Below are 20,879 nucleotides of genomic sequence, written 5' to 3' on the forward strand. Positions count from 1 at the left end.
CTGAAGCAACCTGCTGCCGAAAACTGCATAACTCTTTGTTTACCAAGGAGTTTTCCGTTTCGACTGCGCCGGAAGTGGGGCGAATTATAGACTTCCAGGATCTGCCGTCAACACCTAATTTCACATTTCTGTCATACCGGTCAAAAAACCCTGAAACGACAAGGCCGGCCCTCCTCTATATATAGAGAGGGGCCGGCCTTGTGACCTGCTACTTACAGGCTAGGGAACGCAAACTGCGAGGCTTCGTGGCTCGCGCGCTGTGGCCAGCGCTGGGTGATCGCCTTGCGACGAGTGTAGAAGCGCACGCCATCCGGACCATAGGCATGCAGGTCACCGAACAACGAACGCTTCCAGCCACCAAAGCTGTGGTACGCCACCGGCACCGGCAGCGGCACGTTGACCCCGACCATGCCCACTTCGATCTCGTCGCAGAACAACCGGGCCGCTTCACCGTCGCGGGTGAAGATGCAGGTGCCGTTGCCGTATTCATGATCATTGATCAGTTGCATGGCTTCTTCCAGGCTGTTTACCCGAACGACACACAGCACTGGACCGAAGATCTCTTCTTTATAGATGCGCATCTCTGGGGTGACGTTGTCGAACAGGCAGCCACCCAGGAAGAAACCTTCCTCGTGACCGGCCACGCTCAAACCACGCCCGTCGACAACCAGGGTCGCACCGGCAGCAACGCCGTCGTCGACATAACCGCTGACTTTGTCGCGCGCCTGACCGGTCACCAGAGGGCCCATGTCCAGGCCGCAGTTGGTGCCAGCACCGATTTTCAGCGCCTTGATCTGCGGCACCAACTTGGCCACCAGCGCATCCGCCACTTGATCACCGACGCACACCGCGACCGAGATCGCCATGCAACGCTCGCCGCAAGAACCGTAAGCAGCCCCCATCAGCGCATTGACGGCGTTATTCAGGTCGGCATCCGGCATCAGCACCGCGTGGTTCTTCGCGCCGCCCAGTGCCTGGACGCGCTTGCCGCGCTTGGTGCCTTCGGCGTAGATGTACTCGGCAATCGGGGTCGAGCCGACGAAACTCAGGGCTTTGACTTCCGGGGCTTCGATCAGCGCATCCACCGCCGACTTGTCACCGTGCACCACGTTCATCACGCCCTTGGGCAGACCGGCTTCCAGCAGCAGCTGGGCGATCAACAGTGTCGAGCTTGGATCACGCTCGGACGGCTTGAGAATGAAGCAGTTGCCGCAGACGATCGCCAGTGGATACATCCACAGCGGCACCATGGCCGGGAAGTTGAACGGGGTGATCCCCGCCACGACGCCCAGCGGCTGGAAATCAGACCAGGCATCAATGTTCGGACCAACGTTGCGGCTGTACTCGCCCTTGAGGATTTCCGGTGCGGCGCAGGCAAACTCGACGTTCTCGATACCACGCTTGAGTTCACCGGCAGCATCTTCCAGCGTCTTGCCGTGCTCTTCGCTGATCAGTTGCGAGATGCGTGCTTCGTTCTGCTCCAGCAATTGCTTGAAGCGAAACATCACCTGGGCACGCTTGGCCGGCGGGGTGTTGCGCCAGGCCGGGAATGCCGCCTTGGCGGCGTCGATGGCGAGTTGCATGGTTTCGCGGCTGGCCAATGGCACTTTATGGATCGGCTGGCCGGTGGATGGGTTGAACACGTCGGCACTGCGACCGTTGTCGGTCACCAGTTCACCATTGATCAAATGCGGGATGAGGCTCATGCGGGGCTCCTGAAAAGTTGTCCACAGGCGCCCTTCACCGGGCGCCTGCTATATAGAAAGCGTATGTAGGCGCTGAGCTTGCGTGCGATGGCGATCCCAAGGATGCCTTCGCCGGCAAGCCGCGTTCCTACCGAGGGTATTGTCGAATCAGTCGATCTTGTTCAGCACTTCGCCAACCGCATCGAACAAACGATCCAGGTCTTGCGGCTTGCTGTTGAAGGTTGGGCCGAACTGCAGGGTGTCGCCGCCGAAGCGCACGTAGAAACCGGCTTTCCACAGCGCCATGCCGGCTTCGAACGGACGCACGATCGCGTCGCCATCACGCGGAGCGATTTGAATCGCGCCGGCCAGGCCGAAGTTACGGATGTCGATCACGTTCTTCGTGCCTTTGAGGCCGTGCAACGCATTCTCGAAATGCGGCGCGACGTCGGCCACGCTCTGCACCAGGTTTTCCTTTTGCAACAGGTCCAGTGCCGCCAGGCCCGCCGCACACGCCACCGGGTGCGCCGAGTAGGTGTAGCCGTGGGGGAACTCGACCGCGTACTCCGGCGTCGGCTGGTTCATGAAAGTCTGGTAGATCTCGGTGCTGGCAATTACCGCGCCCATCGGGATTGCACCGTTGGTGACTTGCTTGGCGATGCACATCAGGTCCGGGGTGACGCCGAAGGTGTCGGCGCCAAACATGTTGCCGGTACGGCCGAAACCCGTGATCACTTCGTCGAACACCAGCAGGATGTTGTGCTGGTCGCAGATCTCACGCAGACGCTTGAGGTAACCCACTGGCGGAACCAGTACACCGGCGGAACCGGCCAACGGCTCGACGAACACGGCCGCGATGTTCGAGGCGTCGTGCAGTTCGATCAGCTTGAGCAACTCATCGGCCAGAGCAATACCGCCCAGCTCCGGCATGCCACGCGAATAGGCGTTGCTGGCCAGCAGGGTGTGGGGCAGATGGTCGACGTCCATCATCGCCTGGCCAAACAGTTTACGGTTGCCGTTGACGCCGCCCAGGCTGGTGCCGGCGATGTTCACCCCGTGATAACCACGGGCGCGGCCAATCATCTTGGTCTTGGTCGACTGGCCTTTGAGGCGCCAGTAGGCACGGACCATCTTCACCGCCGTGTCAGCGCACTCGGAACCCGAGTCGGTGAAGAACACGTGGTTCAGGTTGCCCGGGGTCAACTCGGTGATTTTCTCAGCCAGTTGGAAGGACAGCGGGTGACCGTACTGGAAGGCGGGCGAGTAATCGAGCGTCCCCAGTTGCTTGGAGACGGCCTCCTGGATTTCCTTGCGGGTGTGCCCGGCGCCACAGGTCCACAGACCGGACAGCGAGTCATAGACCCGGCGCCCATTGTCGTCGATCAGCCAGCTGCCTTCGGCACCCACGATCAGGCGAGGGTCGCGCTGGAAGTTGCGGTTGGCGGTGTACGGCATCCAATGCGCATCCAGCTTGAGCTGGCTGGCCAAAGGGGACTGGGCGTTTTCAGGCATGTTCATGAGCAAAACCTCGCAGGCAATAAGCGGCGTAGAGATCAAAAGCGTTGTTGCAGCTAAATTGCCACGGCGATAAAGTCGGTGAAATCCAACACTTCTAACCTTCAGTCAGCCAGCCACTAAACTTTGAGCCAAAACCATGAGCAGCCGTCGTCCCGATCCACTGGCGCAAGTCAGCGACTTTGATATCCGCCTGCTGCGCATCTTTCGCAGCGTGGTGGAGTGCGGCGGCTTCTCCGCCGCCGAAAGCGTGCTGGGGATCGGCCGCTCGGCCATCAGCCAGCAAATGAGCGACCTTGAGCAACGCCTGGGGTTGCGCCTGTGCCAGCGCGGGCGCGCAGGCTTTTCGCTGACCGAAGAAGGACGCGAGGTGTATCAATCGGCGCTGCAACTGTTAAGCGCCCTGGAAAGTTTCCGCACCGAGGTCAACGGCCTGCACCAGCACTTGCGCGGCGAGTTGACCATCGGCCTGACGGACAACCTGGTCACCCTGCCCCACATGCGCATCACCCACGCCCTGGCGCAATTGAAAGAACGCGGCCCGGACGTACAGATCCAGATCCGCATGATCGCCCCCAACGAAGTCGAACAAGGCGTGCTCGACGGGCGCCTGCATGTCGGCGTAGTGCCCCAGGCCAGCGCGTTGTCGGGCCTGGAATACCAACCGCTGTACAGCGAGCGTTCGCTGCTCTACTGCGCGGTCGGCCACCCGCTGTTCTATGTCGATGACAAGCAGCTGGACGATCAACGTCTCAACAGCCAGGACGCCATTGCCCCGACCTTCCGCCTGCCCGCCGAGATCCAGGCCCACTACCAGGCCCTCAACTGCACCGCCAGCGCCTCGGACCGTGAAGGCATGGCCTTCCTGATCCTGACCGGACGCTACATTGGCTACCTGCCGGATCACTACGCCAGCCTGTGGGTCCAACAAGGTCGCCTGCGCGCACTCAAGCCGGACACGCGGTTCTATGACCTGAGCCTGGCCTCGGTCACGCGCAAGGGCCGACGCCCGCACCTGGTGCTGGAAAGCTTCCTCGAAAGCCTCGCGGCAACCCGCTGATTTTGTCGGCGCAAGGCTTGTCGGATGCTCGTGGGTACGCTATCAACGCACAGTCGCACCCACCGACCCGCCCGGAACCGCCCATGAACCTCAAAGTCCCCGCGCACGCGGGCAAACCGAGCACACACGAGATGGACGAAGCGAGTAACCACCTGATCCGCATCCTCCTCAAAGGCTGCGGCCTCACCCCTGCCATTTAAGATCCCCTCATGCCCTTTACCCTGACCGGCCCTTGCGAATACCGCGAAGAGATTCGTAAAAGCCGCTTTATCGCCCTCGCCGGCCCCATCGCCAGCGCCGCCGAGGCCCAAGCGTTCATCGAGCAGCACAGTGACCTCAACGCCTCGCACAATTGCTGGGCCTGGAAGTTCGGCGATCAGTACCGCAGCAGCGACGACGGCGAACCAGGCGGCACCGCGGGTCGACCGATCCTGGCGGCGATCGAAGCCCAAGACTGCGATCACGTCGCGGTGGTGGTGATTCGCTGGTACGGCGGCACCCAACTGGGCACTGGCGGCCTCGCCCGGGCCTATGGCGGCAGCGCCAACAAATGCCTGCAAGGCGCACCCAAAGTCGAGCTGATCAGCCGCGTGCCGGTGAGTTGTGCCTGTACGTTCAGTGAGCTGGCACTGGTCAAGTTGCGAGTGATGGAGCTGGGGGGATTGGTGCTCAATGAGCAATTCACCGCCAACGGCGTCGAGTTGCAACTGGCGCTGGGGCAGGCACAGATCGAAACACTGCAGGAACAATTGGCCGGGTTGAGCCGTGGGCGGATCGTGTTGCAGCGTTAAATGTGGGCAGTGCCGCCGGGCAATTCAACCGCCCTGTTGACTGACGCACCGCCTTCGCGAGCGGGCTCGCTCCCACAGGGGATCGGGGCACATCCGCCAGAGGCAGGTCGGCTGCCATCGCCGGCAAGCCGGTCTCGCGCCCACAAAAAATCGAGCACCCCCCCATTCGGCTGCGATCTTTTAGGGCATGCCAACAAACACCACACTTGCCCACATCCACTGTGCACCCGGCTGTGGATAACCTGAGCACATCGCGCTGTAACCCTTCTGTCACGCGGCTTTGCGAGCACTGATCATTTTTCGATCAATATCCAACCAATCCCGTCAATTACATCGCAAAACAATCACTTGCAACGGCTTATCAGCTTTAGAACAAAGCCGTCAGGTGCTTATGCCCAAGCTTTTGCCTTGCGCACAATTCCTGTGGAGCAACCTGTGGATAACCCGTTCATGACTGGCGCTGCGACATAGCCGGCATGGGGTGCGGCCCATTGATCATTTTTTAAACATTTGTTCATGTTCCAAATCAGCCCCGCACCTTTCCCTACGCCCCGAAGTGGTGCCGCACACCCTCCCACCAGCCGCTGCCTGCGCACACGCGTGTATGCGCCAGTGTCGCTGTGGCTGTCGTGCGGACAGGGCATTAGCCGCTGGCCGGCTCAGCGGGTGGGCGCCTAAACTGTCGGGTGCCACGCCATCACCCACTCTTTTCAAGGAAGCCACGCATGTCCACTGCAAAGTCCGCGCTGATCATCGGCGCCTCCCGGGGCCTGGGCCTTGGGCTGGTGAAAACCCTACTGGCCGACGGCTGGCACGTCACCGCCACCGTGCGCGATCCGCAGAACGCCGAGGCCTTGAAGGCACTGGGCAAGGTGCAGATCGAAAAGCTGGACATCGACGACCAGCAGGCCGTGATCGCCCTTGGGCAACAGCTCAAGGGCCAGGTGTTCGACCTGCTGTTCGTCAACGCCGGGGTCAAGGGCCCGGCCGTGCAGACACCTGGCGGCGCGACACTGGCCGAGGTCGGCCAACTGTTCTTCACCAACGCCGTGGCGCCGATCAACCTGGCCCAGCGCTTGGTCGGGCAGATCCGCCAAGGCGGGGTGCTGGCCTTCATGAGTTCGGTGCTGGGCAGCGTGACCATGCCCGACGCACCGGACCTGGCGCTGTACAAGGCCAGCAAGGCCGCGCTGAACTCCATGACCAATAGCTTCGTCAGCCAGTTGGATGGCCTGGACCTGACCGTGCTGTCACTGCACCCCGGCTGGGTGAAAACCGACATGGGCGGCGAAGGCGCCGACCTCGACGTGGCGACCAGCACCCGCGGGCTGGTGGACCAGGTCAATGCCTACACCGGCAAGGGCGGGCATCACTTCATCAACTACAGGGGCGAAACCATTCCCTGGTAGGCCCGCCCACAGGGTGGCTTATCGTCCTGTGGGGCCAAGCTTGCCCGTCGTTCGATTTTGATCGACACTGCGCACCTCGTCCCCGCGACGAACCTGGATCAGCAGACAGGACAACACTGAGCTGGCTAACCTGAACCCACTTTCAGAGGAGCCGGCAAATGCCTGCGACCCGTACCTGGTTAAAAAACCCCCTCGCCATCTTCACCGCCAACGATCTCGACGCCCGTGGCGGCCTGGTGCTGCAGGACGGTGTGATCGTCGAAGTGCTCAAGCCAGGCCAGCAACCGGCCACGCCGTGCAACGACGTCTTCGATGCCCGCGAGCACGTGATCCTGCCGGGGTTGATCAACACCCACCACCACTTCTATCAGACCCTGACCCGCGCCTGGGCGCCGGTGGTCAACCAGCCTTTGTTCCCTTGGCTCAAAACCCTGTACCCGGTGTGGGCCCGCCTGACCCCCGAAAAACTTGCGCTGGCCACCAAGGTGGCCCTGGCTGAACTGCTGCTCTCGGGCTGCACCACTGCCGCCGACCACCACTACCTGTTCCCCGAAGGCCTGGAAAACGCCATCGACGTGCAAGTCCAAAGCGTGCGCGAACTGGGCATGCGCGCCATGCTCACCCGGGGCTCCATGAGCCTGGGCGAAAAAGACGGCGGTCTGCCGCCGCAGCAGACCGTGCAGGAAGGCGAAGTGATCCTCTCCGACAGCCAGCGCCTGATCGCCGAATACCACGAACGCGGCGCCGGCGCGCAGATCCAGATTGCCCTGGCACCGTGCTCGCCGTTCTCGGTCACCCCGCAAATCATGTCCGCCAGCGCCGAGTTGGCGAACAAACTCGACGTGCGCCTGCACACCCACCTGGCCGAGACCCTCGACGAAGAAGACTTCTGCCTGCAACGCTTCGGCCTGCGCACCGTCGATTACCTGGACAGCGTCGGCTGGCTCGGGCCGCGCACCTGGCTGGCCCACGGCATCCACTTCAACCCCGACGAAATCGCCCGCCTCGGCGCGGCCGGCACCGGTATCTGCCACTGCCCAAGCTCGAACATGCGCCTGGCCTCGGGCATCTGCCCGACCCTGGACCTGATCGCAGCCGGTGCTCCGGTGGGCCTGGGCGTGGACGGCTCGGCCTCCAATGATGCGTCGAACATGATCCTGGAAACCCGCCAGGCCCTGTACATCCAACGCTTGCGCTACGGTGCGGAAAAAATCACCCCCGAAGGCGTTCTCGGCTGGGCCACCCAGGGTTCGGCCAAGCTGTTGGGGCGTACCGACATCGGTGAGCTGGCGGTGGGCAAGCAGGCGGACCTGGCGCTGTTCAAACTCGATGAACTGCGCTTCTCCGGCAGCCATGATCCGATCTCGGCCCTGTTGCTGTGCGGCGCCGACCGCGCCGACCGGGTGATGATCGGTGGTAAATGGCGCGTGATCGACGGCCAAGTCGAAGGGCTTGACCTCAAGGGCTTGATTGCCGATCACAGCCAGGCGGCGCGGGCGTTGATCGCGGGGATCTGACCCCTACCCTGTGGGAGCGGGCTTGCTCGCTCCCACATTTGTTTGGTGGTGAGGTTAAAGACCCAGCATCGACAACATGATGAAGGTCGCAAACAGTACAAAGTGCGTCATCCCTTCGATGGCGTTGGTCTGGCCATCGTTGAGGTTGATCGCGCTGACGACCAGGGTGATCAGCACCATCACGGTCTGCACCGGGGTCATGGCCATTTGGAACGGCTGGCCGGTGTACAAGGCCATGGCTTCCATCACCGGCACCGTCAGGATCACCGTCGACAACGACGCCCCCAGGGCAATGTTGACCACCGACTGCATGCGGTTGGCCAACGCGGCACGCAACGCGGTGAGGATCTCCGGCGCCGCCGAGATTGCCGCCACCACAATCGCCGTCATCACCGGCGGCGCCCCGGTGCCCTCCAGCCCCAGATCGAGGGTCTTGGACATCACCTCGGCCAGGGCCCCGATCACCACCACCCCAAACACCAGAATGCCGATCGACAGCCCCTGGCTGACCGCTGGCGCCTCGTGCTCCGGTTCGCCACGGCGGCGCTTTTGCGGGTAGCTGTAGCTGAAGAAATAGCTGTGTGGCCCGACCTGCATCCGCAGGAACAGGGTGTACAGCACCACCATGGCGCCAATGGTGAACGCCGAATAAAGCTTCCAGTCGGCTTCGGGAATGAACTCCGGCACCACCATCGAAACGCCCATGGCGGTGAGGATCATCACGCTGTAGCTGCGCGCCGAATCGTCGTTATAGGCCTGCTCGCCATGCTTGATCCCGCCGAGCAACGCGGCCAGGCCGAGGATGCCGTTGATGTCGAGCATCACCGCCGAATAAATGGTGTCGCGCACCAGGGTCGGCGAGGCCTCGTTGCGCATCATGATCGCCAGGATCACCACTTCCACCAGCACGGCGGACAGGGTCAGGATCATCGTGCCGTAGGGGTCGCCGACCTTTTCGGCCAGCAGTTCCGCGTGATGGGCGACACGTATCGAGGCGCAGACGATAAAGAAGATCAACGCCAACCCGCTCGCCAGTGCAATCGCCTGGCCACTGTGCAGCATCCCGTGCTCCAGCGGGTAGGCGAGGAGTGCCGCGAGCAAGGCCAGGAGCAGGAACTTTTCGTGCTTGAGGGCGTTGAGCATTGCGATCCTTATTCACCGTGGCCGAGTGGGTGATGCCGATGTCACGTTGCCTAGAACCTTAGCGCACCGTTGGATGGCAGCAGACTCGATCGGTGCACTTTTATCGGTATTGCCGGCTTCTTCGCGGACAACCTCGCGCGTGATCTGTAGGCGCGAGGCGTGCCCGCGAAGGCCATCACCCGCTCTTCCGGCCGTTTGTTGCCCTGTTGGTCAGTAACTTGCATTGGCCCATGACAAGCCAAGCGCCCAGCCAACCTCACCCCAACAGGGAGTGCGCCCGCATGCACAAACGCCCATTGAGCGCACTGCGTTGCGCCATCGCCGTCACCGTCACCGTCACCGTCGGCCTGAGCCTCAGCCTCACGGCGAGCGCAGTCGATCCCTTGACAGTCGGCGTCGTCTACATCGGCCCCATCGATGACGACGGCTGGACCTATCAGCAAGAACAGGGGCGCAAGGTGCTGGCCGCCGAGCGCCACGGGGTGTTCGCGGTGGGCTATGCCTCCGACATGGCGTACTTCGGGCCGAAGGCGATGTTCACCTCCATCGTCTACGACTGGGCCTCGCACTGTATCCAAGCCACACAAAGCCTCATCGACCACCGCTGGAAACCCCAAGACTACTGAGGCGGCCTGAAGGCAGGCACGATCACGTTGCCGATCAGCGCCTGGGGGCCGGCGGCGATGAACGACGACGTCGAAGGCATGCAGGCGCAGATGCCCAAGCAATGACGGCCCCAACACACCTTGTGGGAGCGAGACCGGCTTGCCGGCGAAGAGGCCGTGCCAGTCGATATCCGTGCTGCCTGACACACTGCCTTCGCGAGCAGGCTCGCGCCCACCAGGGACTCACTCGATTTCAAGGACAACGCCATGAACACCCTCCCCCCTCATCGACATCAGCCCCTTGCGCCGAGTGCCGGTTGTCGCGATTGGCCGACACCGATGCCTATCGGCGAGAACAAAACGTCGGGGCATCAACCGCCTGGTCAGGTTTTGCCAATAGTTTCCAATAGCCCCTGTAGAATGCCGGCCATCGCGACTTGATGAGATAAGAACCATGTACGACTGGCTGAACGCCCTGCCCAAGGCCGAATTGCACCTGCACCTGGAGGGCTCGCTGGAGCCTGAGTTGCTGTTCGCCCTGGCCGAGCGCAATAAAATCGCCCTGCCCTGGAACGACGTCGAAACCCTGCGCCAGGCGTATGCCTTCAACAACCTGCAAGAGTTTCTCGACCTGTACTACCAGGGCGCCGACGTGCTGCGTACGTCCCAGGACTTCTACGACCTGACCTGGGCCTACCTGTTGCGGTGCAAGGCGCAGAACGTGATTCACACCGAACCGTTCTTCGACCCGCAAACCCACACCGACCGTGGCATCCCCTTCGAAGTGGTCCTCAACGGCATCGCCGCAGCCTTGAAAGATGGCGAGCAGCAACTGGGCATCACCAGCGGCCTGATCCTCAGCTTCCTGCGCCACTTGAGCGAAGAGCAAGCCGAGAAAACCCTGACCCAAGCCCTGCCATTTCGCGATGCATTCGTCGCTGTTGGCCTGGACAGCTCGGAAATGGGCCACCCGCCGAGCAAGTTCCAGCGCGTGTTCGACCGTGCCCGCGACGAAGGCTTCCTGACCGTGGCCCACGCCGGTGAAGAAGGCCCGCCGGAGTACATCTGGCAAGCCCTCGACCTGTTGAAGATCCAGCGTATCGACCATGGCGTGCGCGCCATTGAAGATGAGCGCCTGATGCAGCGGATCATCGACGAGCAGATCCCACTGACCGTGTGCCCGCTGTCCAACACTAAGCTTTGCGTGTTCGAGCACATGTCCCAGCACAACATCCTGGACATGCTCGAACGTGGGGTGAAAGTCACGGTGAACTCCGATGACCCGGCGTACTTCGGGGGCTATGTCACGGAGAACTTCCATGCCTTGCATACCCACCTGGGCATGACTCAGGACCAGGCCAAGCGCCTGGCCCAGAACAGCCTCGATGCCCGCTTGGTCAAGCCGTAAAGCCTACCGTCGAGTGCGCGAACGCTCGCCCTTGCAGGGGCCGACCGGGCCCCGCCTCTGCGCGACGTCTTGACCTCAAGGTCATAGACGTCGCGCAGAGGCGCCGCTAAAACACCACTTCGATCTCGGTCTCGTTGGCAAACTGGTTGATTTCACGCAGGCCAGTGGCTGTCACTTGCAAGGCCCGGGAGTCACGCGGCAGGCTCAGCCAGCCCGACTGCATGAACAACTGCAAGACCGCAGTGCCCAGCGGGCCGCCCAGGTGGGGTCGGCGTTCACTCCAATCCGGGCAGGCACACGCAATGTCGCAATGACGATGGGCAAGGGCCTGGATGAACACACCATGGGCGGCAAGTGCCGTGGCGCCCTTGTGGGTCACGGCCACGCGCTTTTCCAGTTGATCGAGCCAGTTGGCATCCAGCAACCGCTGATACAGATCGGCCGCCAGCGTGCCGCCCAAATGCTCGCCGCAGAGCCGGGCACGTAGCAACGAAGAGGGCGCGGCCTGGGCCTTGGCCGGGACACGGGTGCGATTGAACACGCCGGCAAGCTTACCCGGTGAGCTGGCGATCGTCGCGCTGGCCAGGGCCTCCACGGCGGCGCCGATTTCCGGGGCGGCCAGACGGAAAAAGCGCTTGCGCCCACGCTCCTCGACCTTCAGCAACCCACCGCTCAACAGACGCCCCAGGTGAGCATTGGCCGATGACGGCGACAGCCCCGTCAACAAGGCCAGCTCTTCGGACTGCCGCGCCGTGCCGTCCATCAAGGCCCACATCATCGCGCTACGCTTCGGGTCAGCCAGCAACGTTGCGATCTGGCTGATGCAAGGTGCATGTTCCATGTATTCACTCCCTGTTGAATCATTTGTCTACTGCTCTGGGACATCTTGACCAGTAATGTGATGCCGGCCAAGGCGCGACTTGCGCCAAAAACCGGACGATGTAACCCGCTAGCGCACCCAACTTCCTCGTCCCCCCATCAAACCGACCCACTGCACGTCTCTTGGGAATTGGACGAGGTGTCGCGCGGTCGCTGACAACAGCGCGATGTCAGGTGGGCGCTAGTATAAGCGTGATGATTAACGGTTCCTGCCCCTGGAATACCTTTGGAGCTGATAGTTCCTGCCAGAAAAGTCTCTAATTCAGCGCGACTCATGACCGACGACAAATCGTGTTGAAAACTGACCGCTGATCCGGCCACAGCGGCGCTTGAGCATTTCACGCAACAGGTTCACCGGCTTACTCAATTGAGCGCGATGGGCGCACAACAAATTCAGCGGTGCTCGCTCGCACAGCAGTTCGGGCATCAACACCTGCAACCGCCCGGCCTCGACATCACCGGCCACATCCAGCCAGGACTTGTAGGCGATGCCTGCACCGGCCAAGGCCCACAGGCGCACCACATCCGCATCATCGCTGAAACGATCACCGCTGACCGTCAGGCCCACCTCGCGCTTGCCATCGTGAAAGCGCCAATGGTCGTGGACCCGGCTGCCCAGCATGTACAGCAGGCAATTGTGCTGGGCCAGTTGCTCCAGGTGATGCGGCTCACCACATCGCGCCAGGTACTCGGGGGAGGCACACAACACCCGGCGATTGTCCGGGGCGATCGGCATGGCCACCAGGCTGGAGTCCTCCGGTTCGCCGTAACGCAGGGCGATGTCCACCGGCTGGCGAAACAAGTCGGCAATCCGATCGCCCAGCAGCAAGCGCACGGTGAGTTGCGGGTGCTCGCGCTGGAACTCATCCAGCCACGGCAGCAACAGGTTGCGGCCGAAGTCCGAGGGGGCCGACAGTTGCAAAACGCCGCTGACCTGATCCTGCCCACGGGCCAGCAGGCGGCGTCCCTCATCCAGTTGGCTCAAGGCCCCCCGGGCATACGCCAGGAAGCCTTCGCCCTCCGCCGTCAACCGCAGGCTGCGCGTTGAACGCGCCAGTAAACGAACGCCCAGTTGCTGCTCGATCCGCTTCAACGCCGCACTGGCTACTGCCGCCGACATGTCCATGCCCCGCGCCGCCGCCGACAGGCTGCCTAGGTCCGCCGCACGCACAAACAACTGCAAGTCATCGAAACGCAGCATCACCCACCCGCATTATCAAAAAAATATTGAAAGAGACTGCTCTTTTAGCGGCTTTTATCTTCCATAGAAATAGCCAATCATCCGTTCCATCCAATACGTCGTCATCGGGATGCCGCACCTGCCTGATGTTCCTCCTCTATTAACCAACGCCTATTGAGAGCTGCCCCATGAAAGCCATCGCCTACTACACAAGCCTGCCGATCACCGACCCAAACGCCCTGCAAGACATCGAACTGCCCGAGCCGGTTGCCGGCCCACGGGACCTGCTGGTGCAGGTGCGGGCCATCTCGGTCAACCCGGTGGACACCAAGGTTCGCCAGAACGTCGCGCCTGAAGGCGGCGCGGCGAAAGTCCTGGGCTGGGATGTGGCCGGCGTGGTCAAGGCCGTCGGCAGCGACGTCACCCTGTTCAAGGCCGGCGACAAGGTTTACTACGCCGGCTCCATCGCCCGCGCCGGTGGCAACAGCGAACTGCACGTGGTGGACGAGCGCATCGTCGGCCACATGCCCACGTCCCTGGGCTTCGCCGAGGCCGCGGCCCTGCCGTTGACGGCGATCACCGCCTGGGAGTTGCTGTTCGAACGCCTGCAGGTGCGCGAAAGCCAGGTCGACGAAGGCCAGAGCCTGCTGATCGTCGGTGCCGCGGGCGGCGTGGGTTCGATCCTGACCCAACTGGCCAGCCAGCTCACGGCGCTGAACGTCATCGGCACGGCCTCGCGTCCAGACACCCAACACTGGGTCCAGGCACTGGGAGCCGACTTGGTCATCGATCACCGCCAACCGCTGGCCGAAGCCCTCAAGGCCGCCGGCCACCCGCAGGTGACTCACGTCGCCAGCCTGACCCAGACCGACCAGCACTTCAGCCAACTGGTCGAAGCCCTGGCGCCACAAGGCAAGCTCGCGCTGATCGATGATCCCAAGGCGCTGGACATCACCCAACTCAAACGCAAGAGCCTGTCGCTGCATTGGGAGTTCATGTACACCCGCTCGCTGTTCGAGACCGCCGACATGCTGGAGCAGCACAAGCTGCTGAACCGGGTGGCCGAGCTGATCGATGCGGGCACCTTGAAGACCACCGTGGGGGAACACTTCGGCACCATCAACGCGGCCAACCTGCGCCGTGCCCATGCCCTGCTGGAGAGCGGCACCGCCAAGGGCAAGATCGTCCTCGAAGGTTTCTAGTGTCCTGTCTCGGAAATAAGCTGTTCCCTTTTGACGGCACCTGTCGCCGCCATGCTGCGTTGCCACTCCTCGCCATAGCCCTGCTATGACTCGTCGCGGCGCCTTGCCTGGCAGCAACAGATGCTCGTCAAAAAGGTAACGTATTTCCAAGACAGGACACTAGAGACTCAAACCCCGCCGTCCGCTCCCCGGGCGGCGGGGCTTCTGCCGTCAGTCGACAAGTTGACCGCCGTCATCTTTATGCAGGCATTGAGGTCTACAATCGGGCCTGCGCAACGCACTCTTTTACGCACGGAGGTCAGCAATGAAGATCCTGATAAAAGAACTGGCAAAGTCCCACCAGTGGCAGGTCCGCCTGGACAACCACGCCGTCAACTTCCGCTCGGAAGCCGAAGCCCGCGCCTTTACTTCGACCCTTGAGGCCCGGCTGCACGCCCCCCACTCCCTGCCTGAACGCCAGCAACGCGCCGCCGGCTAAGTCACGCCACGGTTTGCGCGACCCGGGCCATTTGCAGGCGACGGGTGAGCAGCGCAATGCTCACCACCAACACACCACACAGGCTGATGACGATTGCCATCGGCACGGCGCTGCCGTCGTGCAGCACCCCGACCAAGGCCGCCGCGGCGGCCGCCACACTGAACTGCACACACCCCAGCAGTGCCGAAGCGCTACCGGCCCGCGCGCCCTGCCCAGCCATGGCACAGGCCGAGGCATTGGGAAGGATGCACCCCAGGCTGGCGATGCAAATAAACAACGGGATCAGTAACGGCCACAGTTGCGCGGGGTGCAAGGCACTGACCGCCAGCAGCACCAGGCCCGCGGCCAGGTACACCCACACCGCGCGCGCCAGCAGGAACGCCGGGCCACGCTTGGACAGCAACCGCGCATTGACCTGCGCCACCAGGATGAATCCCGCCGCGTTCATCCCGAACAGCCAGCCGAAATGCTCGGGTGGCACCCCGTAGAGCTTGATGAAGACGAACGGCGAGCCGGCGATATAGGAAAACATCCCGGCGATGGCGATCCCACCGGTCAGGGCATGGCCGAGGAAAACCTTGTCCGCGAACAGCCGGCCGTATTGGCGCAGCGAGCCGGACAACGGCGGACGCGCCAGGTTGGCCGGCAAGCTTTCCGGCAGCCCAACCGCCACCGCCAGCCCCGCCAATGCACTGAATACGGTCAAGGCGACGAAGATCGACTGCCAGCCGTAAAGGTTGACCAGCAGCCCGCCGAGCATCGGTGCCAGGATCGGCGCCAGGCCCATCACCAGCATCAGCTGGGAAAACACCTTGGCCGACGCCACCGCGTCGCACTTGTCGCTGACCACGGCGCGGGAGATCACCATGCCGGCACATCCGCCCAGGGCCTGGAGAAAACGTGCGCCAATCAACCAATCCAGGCTCGGCGCGAACGCACACACCAACGAAGCCACGGTGAACAAGCCAACCCCAACCAACAACGGAATACGCCGCCCAAAGCGATCCGCCACCGGTCCGTAGGCCAACTGGCCGATGGACAGACCGAAGAAATAGGCCGCCAGGGTCAGTTGGATGTGTTTCTCATCGGTGCCAAATGCCATCGCCATCGCCGGGAAGGCGGGCAGATAGAAGTCGATGGCCAGCGGCCCGAACGCGCTCAGGGCGCCAAGAATCAGAATGGTACGGAGGTTCATCAGGCGTCCAGCTCACGTCAGTCGGCAGCCCGACAGTCTAGCCGTGACTGGACACCTTGAACATTAAGATAGGTCGCTAACTAACAAAAACCGTCAGGCCAGCTTGGCTTCGTAACCTTCTTCGCGGATCGCGCTGATCACCTGTTCGGTCGACAACGCGCTCTCCACCCCCACTTCCCTGGCCGCCAGATCGACCCGAACGCTGGCCGCCGGGTCCTTGGCCTGGATCGCCTGAGTCACGCTACGCACACAGTGGCCACAGGTCATACCTTGAACATTGAATACTTGCATGGGGCAACTCCTTTGATGAGATTGGCGCCAGTGTCGAGCTTGCCACCATGGCAAGGTCAAGTTCTGCAATCAGCTGCCGGGCTGGCAATCGACATCGGCCTCGGCCAAGCTGCACCCTCCAAGACACACAAGCAGGAGACTCAGCCATGCGCTGGCAAGCTTTCAGCCTCATCGCCATGCTCGGCCTGGTTGCCGCCGCCCCACCGGCCAGCGCCGAAGACTACGGCGTACTGATCATTTCCCGCGAGAGCCTCGAAGTGGCCACCTCGTGCGAAATTGGCGTGTACATCCAGGATCAACTGTCGGCGCGACTGTTCCAGGAACAAAGCACCTCGTTCAACCTGCCACCGGGCACGTTCTCCCTGCGCCTGAAGTTGTTGCCGGGCCAGGCACCGGGGTGCAATCCAGGGATGCTGGCACCGGGCTCGCAGAACATTACCCTGCGCGCGGGGGCAATCCAGAAGTTTCGCATCGCGATGAATGGCCAGGGCATGTACCTCAAGCCGGCTACCCTCGGCTATTGAGCAGGCGCTTGACCTTGCCCTGATGGCAAGGTTGATCCTGTCGAGCATGTCCACACAGGAGGCGCGAGAATGAACATCGGCCAAGCGGCGAAGCACAGCGGCCTGAGCGCCAAGATGATTCGCTACTACGAGTCCACCGGCCTGCTCAAGCCGGCCCATCGCACCGACAGCGGCTATCGCCTCTACGGCGACGACGACCTGCATACACTGGCGTTCATCAAGCGCTCACGCGACCTGGGGTTCTCCCTGGAGGAGGTCGGCAAACTGCTGACCCTCTGGCAGGACCGGCAACGCGCCAGCGCCGACGTCAAGGCCCTGGCCCGCCAACACATCGATGAACTGAACCAGAAGATCCGCGAACTGGGTCAATTGCGCGACACCCTGCAGGACCTGGTGGAACATTGCCAGGGCGACCACCGGCCTGACTGCCCGATCCTCAAGGAACTGGCACAGGGCGGATGCTGTGTGAAGTGACTATTTATTGACCACACAAAACAACTGTGGGAGCGGGCTTGCTCGCGAAAGCGCCGGGACAGTCAACAATGACGTTGAATGTGCCGCCGTCTTCGCGAGCAAGCCCGCTCCCACAGGGGGTGCTGCTTTAGCGGTGGATCAGGTCACTGCATCCACGGGGGTGGTGGCGGTTCCTGGTCCTTGCCGGGCGGGGCGTCGTCTGCGGCGCGCATCGCCTGGCGGCGATCCTCGTCCAGGCGGGCAGCCTCGATCTCGCGCATGATGCCACCGACGTCCGCCAGTTCTTCCGGCTCGTCGAACTCACCGGTCAGGATGCTGGCCGGATGCAGGGTCCCGGCTTCATACAGGGCCCACATTTCCTTGGCGTACTTGGTGCGCTTGAGCTCAGGCGCGAAGCGCCCGAAGTACGAGGCCATGTTGCCGACGTCACGCTCCAGCATGCTGAAGGCATGGTTGTTACCGGCCGCGTCCACTGCCTGCGGCAGGTCGATGATCACCGGACCGTCCGGCGTCAGCAGCACGTTGAACTCCGAGAGGTCACCGTGCACCAGGCCCGTGCACAACATCAGCACGATCTGCGAGATCAGGAAGGCGTGATACTCACGGGCCTGATCCGCGTCCAGCACCACATCGTTCAGGCGCGGCGCTGCATCGCCGAACTCGTCGGCCACCAGTTCCATCAGCAACACGCCTTCAAGGAAGTCGTACGGCTTGGGCACCCGCACCCCGGCACCGGCCAGGCGAAACAATGCCGCCACCTCGGCGTTCTGCCAGGCGTCCTCGGTTTCTTTCTTGCCAAACTTGGAGCCCTTGGCCATGGCCCGGGCCTGGCGGCTGTTGCGCACCTTGCGGCCTTCCTGGTACTCGGCCGCCTGGCGGAAGCTACGTTTGTTCGCCTCCTTGTAGACCTTCGCGCAACGTAACTCGTTGCCGCAGCGCACCACATAAACAGCTGCTTCTTTACCACTCATGAGAGGGCGCAGCACCTCGTCGACCAGACCGTCCTCGATCAGGGGTTCAATGCGTTTTGGAGTCTTCATCAGCTTTTATTGTGGGTCCTTTATTACCAAACACGCGAAAGTCATTCCTTATACGGCAATCCGCGCACGCCGGGGAGGGGTTGCCGACCTATGAACCGATGTGAACGCCCGCAATGTGCCGGATTCTTACGGCAAAGCCTGTAGGCCGAGGCAGATCATAGCCGAGAGTTCGCGACTCGTTGCCAACACAATCAACGGGCATTTGTGACAGAGTTCGAGATCCTGCTACCCACTCGCTGTAGATTTTTTCCCCGCGCCGCTCAATTTCCCCTACTGGCAGCCGAAGCCCTTCATTGAGAAAGGAATTCTCTGACACCAGAGGAGGAGCCTCGAACACTTCAAGGCTTTTCGGCTGTCGTCGATCCGCCAGTCTCTGCATCACGTGGGCTTACAAGAAAAAAACTGGAGCGCGGATGAACATCAAGCAAAAACTGACCTGGGGCTTTGCAATCATTGCCTGCCTGCCGGTTGTCCTGGTTGCCACGTTGGTGGTGATGAACCTGCGCAGCGAGGCCAAAGACAGTTTTGTCGACAGCAGCGCCCGCGAGATCCGCCAGGTCAGCAACGCCATGCAGCTGTTTTTCGACGGCATCAGCCAGAACGTCGACTACCTGGCGTCCCTGCCCCTGCTCAAGAACACCGACGCCAGCCTCAAGACCTACATGGCGTCCAACGCCGCCGAGATCCCCCAGGGCGAGATGGACAAGCAGATCTTCGCGACGATGCAGGACCTGGGCAAAAGCCACCCGGCCTACGCCTACATCATTATCGGCACCCAGGCGGGCGGCTACGTGTCGTGGCCCGATGACGCCGCGCTGACCAACTATGACCCGCGCCAGCGCCCCTGGTACAAAGCGGCCCAGGCTTCGCCGGGCAAGCCGCTGCGCACCGATGCCTATTTCTGGACCGACAACAACACCACCTACGTCAGCACCGTGCGCACTTTCGATAACGCGCTGGGCACCAACGGTGGCGCAGTCAGCATCGACGTGACGCTGACCCAGCTCACCGAGCTGGTCAAGCAGATCAAGTTGGGTGAAACCGGCTACCTGATGCTGATGGAAAACAACGGCACGGTGCTGGTGGACCCCAAAGCCCCTGAGCACAACTTCAAGGCGATGAGCAGCCTGGGCGATGGCTACGCGCAACTGGCCAAGGCTGGCAAGGGCCTGGTGGAAATCGAGTTGAACGGCGAGCGCTACATGGCCAACGTCTGGCCCTCGGAGCAACTGGGCTGGACCTTCATCGGCCTGATCAAGCAGTCCGAGGTGATGAGCGCGGCGACCCAGTTGACCTGGCTGATCGCAATCATTGCCGCCGTACTGGCCGTGGTGTTCGCGGTGGTCGGCGCCAGTTTCGCCAGCCTGATCGTGCGGCCGATCCGCAGTGTGGCCAGCGGCCTGGAAGGCATCGCCCAGGGCGAAGGCGACCTGACCCAGAACCTGGCGATCCGCGGCAACGACGAAACCGCGCAATTGGCCAACTGGTTCAACCAGTTCCTCGCCGCCATTCGCAGCCTGATCCAACACATCGGCGGCGCCGCCAGCAAGATCCTCGCCAACTCCCACAGCGCCACCCAGGTCTCCGACAACATGGCCGAAGCCGCCGGGCGCCAGCGTGAGGCTGTGGACATGGTGTCGACCGCCTTCCACGAGATGGTCGCCACCGCCAACGAGGTCGCCCGCTCGTGCAGCCAGGCCGCCGAATCGGCCGACAACGGCCAGCGCCAGGCGCGCGAAGGCCAACAGCAGATCGATGCGGCGGTGAGCAGCGTCGACCAGTTGAGCCATGAAATCGAACAGTCGGCGCAGTCGATGCAACAGCTGGAGCGCGACAGCAACGACATCCAGTCGATCCTCGGCACCATCCGTTCGATTGCCGAACAGACCAACCTACTGGCCCTGAACGCGGCCATCGAAGCCGCGCGGGCCGGCGAGCAGGGTCGCGGATTTGCCGTGGTCGCCGACGAGGTGCGGGCCCTGGCCAAGCGCACCGCCGACTCCACGGCCGAGATCGACGGCCTGCTGGGCAACCTCGCCAAGCGCACCAGCCAAGTCACCCAGCAGATGCACGCCAGCCTGCAGATCTCGCAACAGTCGGTGAGCCGCATTGGCGATGCTCGCGAGAGCTTCGGGCAGATCCGCGAGTCGGTGGACGTGATCCGCGACATGAACACCCAGATCGCCACCGCCGCCGAAGAGCAGCACCAGGTGGCAGAAGACATCAATCGACACATCAGCCAGATCCATGGCGATGCGCAGTTGGTGGCCGAACTGGCCAACTCGGCACGGCTCGACTCCCAGAGCCTGGCCGGCTTGTCGAATGAGTTGGATGGCTTGGTGCGCCGGTTCAGGACCTGACCAGCCGCTCCCCAGGTACCGCAAAACCTGTGGGAGCGGGACCGGCTTGCTCGCGATGGCAGTGCGCCCGTCAACATTGATGTTGAATGAGCTGGCCCCTTCGCGAGCAAGCCCGCTCCCACA

General features: G+C 62.5%; 18 protein-coding genes and 2 pseudogenes. 12 read left to right on the forward strand and 8 right to left on the reverse strand.

Annotated elements, in window-relative coordinates; translation table 11 throughout:
* Positions 1-212: 212 nt before the first annotated feature.
* Positions 213-1,706 (reverse strand): CoA-acylating methylmalonate-semialdehyde dehydrogenase, encoded by a 1,494-nt coding sequence (locus BMW74_RS23505; protein WP_093426501.1) that lies wholly within the window; start codon positions 1,704-1,706, stop codon positions 213-215.
* A gap of 147 nt (positions 1,707-1,853) precedes the next feature.
* Positions 1,854-3,203 (reverse strand): omega-aminotransferase AptA, encoded by a 1,350-nt coding sequence (locus BMW74_RS23510; protein WP_093426502.1) that lies wholly within the window; start codon positions 3,201-3,203, stop codon positions 1,854-1,856.
* 136 nt (positions 3,204-3,339) lie between these two features.
* Between BMW74_RS23510 and BMW74_RS23515 the strand changes: the two genes are divergently transcribed.
* The 4 genes from BMW74_RS23515 (at position 3,340) to BMW74_RS23530 (ending at position 7,977) form a co-directional block, all read left to right on the forward strand.
* Positions 3,340-4,260 carry a LysR family transcriptional regulator gene (locus tag BMW74_RS23515; protein WP_093426503.1) on the forward strand — a complete coding sequence of 307 codons (921 nt, stop codon included), beginning with the start codon at positions 3,340-3,342 and terminating at the stop codon, positions 4,258-4,260.
* Between the two features lie 209 nt (positions 4,261-4,469).
* Complete coding sequence (locus BMW74_RS23520) at positions 4,470-5,051, forward strand: IMPACT family protein (RefSeq protein ID WP_093426504.1); 582 nt, start codon at positions 4,470-4,472, stop codon at positions 5,049-5,051.
* A gap of 725 nt (positions 5,052-5,776) precedes the next feature.
* Complete coding sequence (locus tag BMW74_RS23525; RefSeq protein WP_093426505.1) at positions 5,777-6,460, forward strand: SDR family oxidoreductase; 684 nt, start codon at positions 5,777-5,779, stop codon at positions 6,458-6,460.
* A gap of 158 nt (positions 6,461-6,618) precedes the next feature.
* On the forward strand, positions 6,619-7,977 hold the full coding sequence (locus tag BMW74_RS23530) for an 8-oxoguanine deaminase (protein ID WP_093426506.1): 1,359 nt from the start codon (positions 6,619-6,621) through the stop codon (positions 7,975-7,977).
* 54 nt (positions 7,978-8,031) lie between these two features.
* Here the strand turns inward: BMW74_RS23530 and BMW74_RS23535 are convergent, their stop codons facing one another.
* Entirely contained in the window at positions 8,032-9,120 is a 1,089-nt protein-coding gene (locus BMW74_RS23535; protein WP_093426507.1) for a calcium:cation antiporter, read from the reverse strand.
* A gap of 281 nt (positions 9,121-9,401) precedes the next feature.
* Here BMW74_RS23535 and BMW74_RS23540 point away from each other — a divergent pair.
* Positions 9,402-9,839: pseudogene (locus BMW74_RS23540) on the forward strand (hypothetical protein); the annotation flags it as partial.
* A 340-nt stretch (positions 9,840-10,179) separates the two neighbouring features.
* Positions 10,180-11,133, forward strand: a complete 954-nt coding sequence (locus BMW74_RS23545; protein WP_093426508.1) for an adenosine deaminase — start codon at positions 10,180-10,182, stop codon at positions 11,131-11,133.
* A gap of 106 nt (positions 11,134-11,239) precedes the next feature.
* Here BMW74_RS23545 and BMW74_RS23550 read toward each other — a convergent pair whose 3' ends face one another.
* Positions 11,240-11,974, reverse strand: a complete 735-nt coding sequence (locus BMW74_RS23550) for an ArsR/SmtB family transcription factor (protein WP_093426509.1) — start codon at positions 11,972-11,974, stop codon at positions 11,240-11,242.
* A gap of 300 nt (positions 11,975-12,274) precedes the next feature.
* Positions 12,275-13,213 (reverse strand): LysR family transcriptional regulator, encoded by a 939-nt coding sequence (locus BMW74_RS23555; protein WP_093426510.1) that lies wholly within the window; start codon positions 13,211-13,213, stop codon positions 12,275-12,277.
* 167 nt (positions 13,214-13,380) lie between these two features.
* Between BMW74_RS23555 and BMW74_RS23560 the strand changes: the two genes are divergently transcribed.
* Both BMW74_RS23560 and BMW74_RS25290 read left to right on the forward strand, forming a co-directional pair.
* Positions 13,381-14,394, forward strand: a complete 1,014-nt coding sequence (locus BMW74_RS23560) for a zinc-binding alcohol dehydrogenase family protein (RefSeq protein ID WP_093426511.1) — start codon at positions 13,381-13,383, stop codon at positions 14,392-14,394.
* A 304-nt stretch (positions 14,395-14,698) separates the two neighbouring features.
* Positions 14,699-14,872, forward strand: a complete 174-nt coding sequence (locus BMW74_RS25290) for a hypothetical protein (RefSeq protein WP_175479291.1) — start codon at positions 14,699-14,701, stop codon at positions 14,870-14,872.
* A 1-nt stretch (position 14,873) separates the two neighbouring features.
* On the opposite strand, the gene BMW74_RS23565 is transcribed toward BMW74_RS25290, so the two are convergent.
* Together BMW74_RS23565 and BMW74_RS23570 are read right to left on the reverse strand one after the other, a co-directional pair.
* Positions 14,874-16,067: a multidrug effflux MFS transporter gene (locus BMW74_RS23565; protein WP_093426512.1), complete on the reverse strand. Its 1,194-nt coding sequence runs from the start codon at positions 16,065-16,067 to the stop codon at positions 14,874-14,876.
* 93 nt (positions 16,068-16,160) lie between these two features.
* On the reverse strand, positions 16,161-16,358 hold the full coding sequence (locus BMW74_RS23570) for a heavy-metal-associated domain-containing protein (protein WP_093426513.1): 198 nt from the start codon (positions 16,356-16,358) through the stop codon (positions 16,161-16,163).
* Positions 16,359-16,504: 146 nt separating this feature from the next.
* Here BMW74_RS23570 and BMW74_RS23575 point away from each other — a divergent pair, with 146 nt between their 5' ends.
* Positions 16,505-16,882: a hypothetical protein gene (locus tag BMW74_RS23575; protein ID WP_093426514.1), complete on the forward strand. Its 378-nt coding sequence runs from the start codon at positions 16,505-16,507 to the stop codon at positions 16,880-16,882.
* Positions 16,883-16,951: 69 nt separating this feature from the next.
* On the forward strand, positions 16,952-17,356 hold the full coding sequence (gene cueR / locus BMW74_RS23580) for a Cu(I)-responsive transcriptional regulator (protein ID WP_093426515.1): 405 nt from the start codon (positions 16,952-16,954) through the stop codon (positions 17,354-17,356).
* Between the two features lie 143 nt (positions 17,357-17,499).
* On the opposite strand, the gene BMW74_RS23585 is transcribed toward cueR, so the two are convergent.
* Positions 17,500-18,396, reverse strand: a complete 897-nt coding sequence (locus tag BMW74_RS23585; RefSeq protein WP_093426516.1) for a PA4780 family RIO1-like protein kinase — start codon at positions 18,394-18,396, stop codon at positions 17,500-17,502.
* A gap of 569 nt (positions 18,397-18,965) precedes the next feature.
* On the opposite strand from BMW74_RS23585, the pseudogene BMW74_RS25845 reads away from it, so the two are divergent.
* Both BMW74_RS25845 and BMW74_RS25850 read left to right on the forward strand, forming a co-directional pair.
* Positions 18,966-19,898 (forward strand): annotated as a pseudogene (locus BMW74_RS25845) (cache domain-containing protein); the annotation flags it as partial.
* Positions 19,899-20,027: 129 nt separating this feature from the next.
* The gene (locus BMW74_RS25850; RefSeq protein ID WP_371911850.1) at positions 20,028-20,756 is read left to right on the forward strand and encodes a methyl-accepting chemotaxis protein; all 729 of its coding nucleotides are present in this window, start codon (positions 20,028-20,030) and stop codon (positions 20,754-20,756) included.
* Positions 20,757-20,879 lie beyond the last annotated feature (123 nt).

The sequence above is a fragment of the Pseudomonas sp. ok272 genome (genome assembly GCF_900109995.1).
GTDB lineage: Bacteria > Pseudomonadota > Gammaproteobacteria > Pseudomonadales > Pseudomonadaceae > Aquipseudomonas.

Coding starts and splice junctions, on each gene's coding strand:
- BMW74_RS23535 (WP_093426507.1), bottom strand. CDS start 9,120: ATGCTCAACGCCCTCAAGCACGAAAAGTTCCTGCTCCTGGCCTTGCTC.
- BMW74_RS23505 (WP_093426501.1), bottom strand. CDS start 1,706: ATGAGCCTCATCCCGCATTTGATCAATGGTGAACTGGTGACCGACAAC.
- BMW74_RS23525 (WP_093426505.1), top strand. CDS start 5,777: ATGTCCACTGCAAAGTCCGCGCTGATCATCGGCGCCTCCCGGGGCCTG.
- BMW74_RS25290 (WP_175479291.1), top strand. CDS start 14,699: ATGAAGATCCTGATAAAAGAACTGGCAAAGTCCCACCAGTGGCAGGTC.
- BMW74_RS23515 (WP_093426503.1), top strand. CDS start 3,340: ATGAGCAGCCGTCGTCCCGATCCACTGGCGCAAGTCAGCGACTTTGAT.
- BMW74_RS23545 (WP_093426508.1), top strand. CDS start 10,180: ATGTACGACTGGCTGAACGCCCTGCCCAAGGCCGAATTGCACCTGCAC.
- BMW74_RS23555 (WP_093426510.1), bottom strand. CDS start 13,213: ATGCTGCGTTTCGATGACTTGCAGTTGTTTGTGCGTGCGGCGGACCTA.
- BMW74_RS23510 (WP_093426502.1), bottom strand. CDS start 3,203: ATGAACATGCCTGAAAACGCCCAGTCCCCTTTGGCCAGCCAGCTCAAG.
- BMW74_RS25850 (WP_371911850.1), top strand. CDS start 20,028: ATGGTGTCGACCGCCTTCCACGAGATGGTCGCCACCGCCAACGAGGTC.
- BMW74_RS23575 (WP_093426514.1), top strand. CDS start 16,505: ATGCGCTGGCAAGCTTTCAGCCTCATCGCCATGCTCGGCCTGGTTGCC.
- BMW74_RS23570 (WP_093426513.1), bottom strand. CDS start 16,358: ATGCAAGTATTCAATGTTCAAGGTATGACCTGTGGCCACTGTGTGCGT.
- BMW74_RS23530 (WP_093426506.1), top strand. CDS start 6,619: ATGCCTGCGACCCGTACCTGGTTAAAAAACCCCCTCGCCATCTTCACC.
- BMW74_RS23565 (WP_093426512.1), bottom strand. CDS start 16,067: ATGAACCTCCGTACCATTCTGATTCTTGGCGCCCTGAGCGCGTTCGGG.
- BMW74_RS23550 (WP_093426509.1), bottom strand. CDS start 11,974: ATGGAACATGCACCTTGCATCAGCCAGATCGCAACGTTGCTGGCTGAC.
- BMW74_RS23560 (WP_093426511.1), top strand. CDS start 13,381: ATGAAAGCCATCGCCTACTACACAAGCCTGCCGATCACCGACCCAAAC.
- cueR (WP_093426515.1), top strand. CDS start 16,952: ATGAACATCGGCCAAGCGGCGAAGCACAGCGGCCTGAGCGCCAAGATG.
- BMW74_RS23585 (WP_093426516.1), bottom strand. CDS start 18,396: ATGAAGACTCCAAAACGCATTGAACCCCTGATCGAGGACGGTCTGGTC.
- BMW74_RS23520 (WP_093426504.1), top strand. CDS start 4,470: ATGCCCTTTACCCTGACCGGCCCTTGCGAATACCGCGAAGAGATTCGT.